Annotated in this window: 5 protein-coding genes and 2 pseudogenes; 3 read left to right on the top strand and 4 right to left on the bottom strand. The window is 55.1% G+C overall.

Annotated features, from left to right (window positions below):
* Window positions 1–47: 47 nt before the first annotated feature.
* From YA0848_RS20845 to YA0848_RS20830, 4 genes and pseudogenes are all read right to left on the bottom strand, one after another.
* Window positions 48–515: a JAB domain-containing protein gene (locus tag YA0848_RS20845; protein ID WP_198731401.1), complete on the bottom strand. Its 468-nt coding sequence runs from the start codon at window positions 513–515 to the stop codon at window positions 48–50.
* Between the two features lie 51 nt (window positions 516–566).
* Window positions 567–992: pseudogene (locus YA0848_RS20840) on the bottom strand (hydrolase or metal-binding protein); the annotation flags it as partial.
* Window positions 982–1,278, bottom strand: a pseudogene (locus tag YA0848_RS20835) (lambda-exonuclease family protein); the annotation flags it as partial. The pseudogenes YA0848_RS20840 and YA0848_RS20835, both read right to left, overlap by 11 nt.
* Before the next feature lie 258 nt (window positions 1,279–1,536).
* Window positions 1,537–2,805, bottom strand: a complete 1,269-nt coding sequence (locus tag YA0848_RS20830) for a tyrosine-type recombinase/integrase (protein WP_033038519.1) — start codon at window positions 2,803–2,805, stop codon at window positions 1,537–1,539.
* A gap of 272 nt (window positions 2,806–3,077) precedes the next feature.
* Here YA0848_RS20830 and YA0848_RS20825 point away from each other — a divergent pair, with 272 nt between their 5' ends.
* The 3 genes from YA0848_RS20825 (at window position 3,078) to YA0848_RS20815 (ending at window position 4,845) form a co-directional block, all read left to right on the top strand.
* A complete protein-coding gene (locus tag YA0848_RS20825) occupies window positions 3,078–3,635 on the top strand; it encodes a hypothetical protein (RefSeq protein ID WP_198731400.1) in 558 nt (185 codons plus the stop codon).
* 112 nt (window positions 3,636–3,747) lie between these two features.
* On the top strand, window positions 3,748–4,017 hold the full coding sequence (locus YA0848_RS20820) for a hypothetical protein (RefSeq protein ID WP_065085724.1): 270 nt from the start codon (window positions 3,748–3,750) through the stop codon (window positions 4,015–4,017).
* Between the two features lie 132 nt (window positions 4,018–4,149).
* Window positions 4,150–4,845, top strand: a complete 696-nt coding sequence (locus YA0848_RS20815) for a CPBP family intramembrane glutamic endopeptidase (RefSeq protein ID WP_065085725.1) — start codon at window positions 4,150–4,152, stop codon at window positions 4,843–4,845.
* Window positions 4,846–4,886: the final 41 nt, after the last annotated feature.

Genomic DNA, 4,886 nt, shown 5'->3' with positions numbered 1-4,886 from the left:
CTCAGCTCCTGAAACCGCCCCGTGTTGCACTCAGCTCCTGCAACCGCCTAGCCTTCATTGCCAACAACGATATGGTCCAATGTACGGGTGCCAATTAGGTCAAGTGCGGCTTTTAGTGTTTGAGTAATCAAGCGATCTTCGGAGCTTGGAGTCGGGTCACCCGATGGGTGGTTGTGGACCAGTATGACAGCGGAACTATTGTGGCTGAGCGCCATCTTTACCACTTCACGGGGGTAGATGCGGGCGTTATCCAACGTGCCGCGGAACACCTCCTCAAAAGCGATTACGCGGTGTCTTGTATCGAGCATTAGTAGTGCAAAGACTTCATGCTCATAATCCTGTAAAAGCATTTGTAGGTGTTCAGCTACTTGTAATGGATCAGTTAACGGCTTTCCTTTGGACATCCGTCGGGCTGCTAGCTGTAAGGCCAAGCGTAGAATTTCAGTTTCGGTAACAGGTGAGTGAACGATGTAGCTGCCAGCGTCTTCGCCAGCTTTGATTTTCTGAAATTTCATTTGCATGCACTCCTTCGGACAGCAAGGCGCAAGCGACCTGCTATCCAATGATTATTGGACGGTGGACAGCGGGGCGCTGCGCCTGGCCTGGGATTCCAGTTTTTCGGCAAGAGAGGGGCGTGTAGCGGAGTCTTCTGGTTGATCTTTGGGCATGATTGTTTCGGTAGAACTCTCAACGACGCTGCCACATTCTTCGGTGTCTTCCTCGAAAGCGCCGTTACCGAACCCTTGCCGGGCAGCCGCGTCCAGCAGTGCAGCCTGATCGAAGCCGGCGGCTTGGCGGCTCTCCTCCAGTTGGCGGGCAGCCTGCAAGGTCTCCTCCACCGCCATGCCGCTGAGCACGGTGATATCGACGTAGAAGATCGGCGTGCCATGGCTTTGCCGGGTGGATTTACCGCGCAGGCGTAGTTCTAAGGGGAGGCACGCCAGCCGGTCGCTGGAGATGGCCCGGAAATACTGCAGCCGTGCGGCTACGCTTGCTGTAATGCCAGGCCACGATGGGCTCCAGCACGTTGCCCCAATAGGCAGGGCTTTCCTCGTCTTGGGGATCGGTTTTTGGCAGCCCGGCATCGCGTCCGGTTTTCTCCAGCCAGAGTTCCAGTTGTGATTTGTAGGGATTCAGGCCGACCGCAGCGGCGGCATCCGAACTGCCGATACCTCGCTTCCGAACGGCCAGCCAGTCCCTGCGCGGTAGTTCTTTGGTGCTGACCAGGCGCAGAGCGGGGCGGTGCTTCTGGGCGCTGTTAATAGAGCGTGCTTTCATGGTGTTTACCTTGCAGATACAAAAACGCCCGGTCAGCTCAGCGCTGAACGGGCGTCATGGGGAATGAAAGTTGGGGAGTAGGTCAGGTGGGACTATATGCAAGTGTTCTGGGCGGCGACCGTGGCGCCAATCTTGAAACAAACTGGGTTATTGGGCGTTAGCGTATCGAGACGTCTTTTCTGTCCTGGTTGTCACTGGCGGCTGAGACCGACAGGTTGCCAGTAGATGCTTCTTGGATGTACTCGCTCCACCACGCTGTCAGCGGGCGGTTGCGTTTACTGATGTGGTGTTGTTTGTCTTCCAAGAGTCCAGCATGTCTGCCCATTGCTGCATCATCTCGGCCCGGTCATTCAGATACTCGGCATGGTTGTAGGTGCGTCTGACTGCGTTCTGCTCAGTATGTGCGAGCTGTCTCTCGATCCAGTCTGCGGAGAAACCCATTTCATTAAGTCTGGTGCTTCCTGTCGTCCGCGTGGCATGTGGACTGTACTTACCACCCCAGCCTAGTGTGTTGAGCATCTGGCGGAATGAGGCTGAGACCATCGGGCGAGTGCGCTCGTCTCGGTGTGGGAACACATGGCTGTATTTGCCGGTGATACCTTGAAGAGCCTGCAGCATCTCCACCGCCTGCCTTGGGAGTGGGATAGTGTGCTCCTTTCGCTTTTTCATTCGTTCGGCAGGGATGCGCCATAGGGCCTTGTCTAGGTCGAATTCAGACCATTGAGCCTCCACCGCTTCACTTGGTCGGCACAAAGTTAGCCACATGAGTCGGAAAGCGCAGAAGGTTTCATGGCGTCCGCCGTGGGATTCGACATCTCGCAGTAGCTGGCCAATTTCATCCGTAGAGAGTGGTCGTTTGTGTTGTGTCTTATTGGCAGGCAGTGCTTTTCGGACTGGGTGTACGGGATCACTGTTGGCACGTAGCGTTGAGATTGCCAGCTCGAATACGCCGGACATGGTTCGTTTGGCTTCGGCAGCTACAGATGGGCCATTGTCCTGTGCTGCTCCTTTGAGCACTTCAAGGATGTGGGCGGGGGTGATGGCTTTTATCGGCAGATTTCCGATTTTCGGAAAGACGACGCGTTTCAGCATATTGAGTCGTCTAGATTTGGTGATCTCCTCCCATTCCTTCAGCGACAGCCACTCTTTAGCGACCGCTTCAAACGTGATTGTTCTCTCATGCTCGCGTTTCACCCGCTCTTGTTGGCGGTGGTGCACGGGGTTGATGCCTTGTACAACCAATGATCGCGCCTTTATGCGCTCATCACGGGCTTCTGAAAGGGTAAAACGACGTCCTCTTCGGCGCTCCTCGGACTGCTCGGGCGTTTCGCCCTTGGGGGCAACCACATATTCCCCGATGGCGAACACACTTTCTTTCCTAGCGCTGCCGTCGCTCAGTTCGAATCGATAGCGCCACGCCTTTACTCCGTTGGGCTTCACCTCCAGATAGAGCCCATTTCCGTCTGTTAGTTTGTAGGGCTTTTCCTTTGGCTTAGCAGTACGGCACTCGGTGTCGGTAAGCGGCATGGCTACATCTCTCTATCTGTACCCGGTATTTTTATGATGCTATCAGAGCTGTACCCGGTAGCGTACCCGGTAACATCGCGGATCGTATAGAGTCTTGATAGATCTTGCTGGAAAAGAAAAACCCCTTAAAGTGGCGTTCTTTAAGGGGTTTGGTGTCCTATGACGTCCAATAGAATCTAAATTTCTATTTAGACTTTAAACGGAAAGAACTTTCCCGCTACGCACACCCCAATCATCAGGTGAGCCGATTGGTTCACGTGGCAGATCGTCGGATGATTGGTTCAAGCCTGAATCTGAGCCTGTGGACGAAGAAATTTGCCCTGGAAGCCGCTGCGGATCCGCTGAGGCCCAACGTTTCACCGTACAGCTGGGGCACCAGCCACGGAACCCTTTCGCTTGATGCCAAGGTAGCCAAGGGCAAAGAGGAAAGTAGCGAAACGGAGAGCTACTGGTTTGCGGGAGGGCTCACCCCTGGTGTTCGTGGCCAAGGGCTTGATGCACTCATTGGAATTGAAGGAAAGCTGGAAGGACTTCAACATGGACAGCTCTGGCTCTACACCCCAAGCGGGGAGACGTCGGCCGAGACCGAGTTCTTCGCTGAGATTGAGCGCCAGGATCTCACCAGCTACTGCATGAGTGACTGGGACACTCAATTGTTGGCTTGCTGGTTGACTCCTGAGGAGCGAGAACAGGTTCTGCAGCGTTACTCATCTGCTTATCCTGGAGTGCTGGATACTTGCGATGATAAGCCTCGCATTCAAGCGGCCAAGCGGACATTTAGCCTGCCTGTCGGAACAATTGTTAGAGAGGCTGTCCGATCGACAGAGTGACGTTGCGAGGTCACTAAAATCCGACCAGCGATGACGGACCCTCTCCCACTCAGCACTGTATGATCCGACCTTTAGCGGCTTCGGCCGCTATTTCTTGGAGCCGATCAAGGCGATGAACACGTACGTACTTTTCCCAGGCTCTGAAGAAGAGTTCGAAGCATTGATAGACGTGGTGGCAAGCCTCTCCCAAGAACAGCTGCACCTCGACACTGGCGTCGTTTCCGGCCGTTTCCAGATCATTGAACAGTTCGAGGTAAGCGACAGCCCCTGGAGAATAACCGTCCGGTTCTCCATGGTGGCACTTGCCCAGCTGCAGAGGGTCGATGACCCTCGCCTCGAAATAGTGAAGGACATTCAACGTCGATCCAGAGCAGTCGAATAGCCGCAGAGGGCGGCGCCCGCTCCTATGTAGGCCCTTGCAGTTTGACGGCCACATGTGACGCTTGAGAACGTTGGCTCAAGCCGAACAATCGCGGCCAACGACGCCCACCCTTCGCAAACCTCAAGGACCGTCATGCTCTCCACCGCCAATGTCCAAAGGGACAGCATCAGCTTCCATGTGATCGTGGTCCTCACTGGGCTATCTCTGCTGTGGTTCTTCAACCTGATCTCCCATTTCTTAGTGGGCATGTTCAGCGACTGGAGCATCCGCATGCTTCAGATCACCTCGCAGTCTTTGACGTTGATGGCCGCAGTTGGCGCCTGGCTTGCGCTGGAGCGCACATTGGGAGGGATGCCACGCCTTGGCACGTTCAAGAGCAATCACTTCTTGGTGGGCGTTCTAGCCCTGGTAGTGATCGACTATTTGGGCGTCGCCCTCAAGAGCACTCTTGGCGAGGGAGCCGAGACATCCATGGCGCGAGATCAGGTTTTTGTTTCGACAGGTATGCTCCTACCGGTCTTCATAGGGAGCGTGATACTGGCCCCCTTGATGGAGGAACTGATCTTTCGCGGATTCCTGCTCCGGGCTCCAAACATGGAGAGAAGCACCAGAGCTGCCATGCTGGCGATTTTTGCATCCGCCGGCATTTTCTCTGTCACCCACTTCAACTACGAAAACACCTCAAGCTTCGTGGCTATCTTCTTCGTGGGCGTGGTACTCGGCCTGGCGCGAATTGCCAGTGGAGGCCTCCTTCTGCCAGTAGCCCTGCACATGGCAGCCAATGCCAAGGTGCTCATCAGCTTGATCAAGACGGCCTGGCTGAGCTGACTGCTGGCGCAATCTCATCGAAATCGAGTAGGAGGCGGATT

This window comes from Pseudomonas sp. S4_EA_1b, assembly GCF_016307435.1.
Classification (GTDB): Bacteria; Pseudomonadota; Gammaproteobacteria; order Pseudomonadales; family Pseudomonadaceae; genus Aquipseudomonas; species Aquipseudomonas rhodesiae.
Note: the sequence above shows the minus strand (reverse complement) of the source record. Positions and strands in the feature narration are given on the sequence as shown.

Coding starts and splice junctions, on each gene's coding strand:
- YA0848_RS20845 (WP_198731401.1), bottom strand. CDS start 515: ATGAAATTTCAGAAAATCAAAGCTGGCGAAGACGCTGGCAGCTACATC.
- YA0848_RS20815 (WP_065085725.1), top strand. CDS start 4,150: ATGCTCTCCACCGCCAATGTCCAAAGGGACAGCATCAGCTTCCATGTG.
- YA0848_RS20820 (WP_065085724.1), top strand. CDS start 3,748: ATGAACACGTACGTACTTTTCCCAGGCTCTGAAGAAGAGTTCGAAGCA.
- YA0848_RS20830 (WP_033038519.1), bottom strand. CDS start 2,805: ATGCCGCTTACCGACACCGAGTGCCGTACTGCTAAGCCAAAGGAAAAG.
- YA0848_RS20825 (WP_198731400.1), top strand. CDS start 3,078: ATGATTGGTTCAAGCCTGAATCTGAGCCTGTGGACGAAGAAATTTGCC.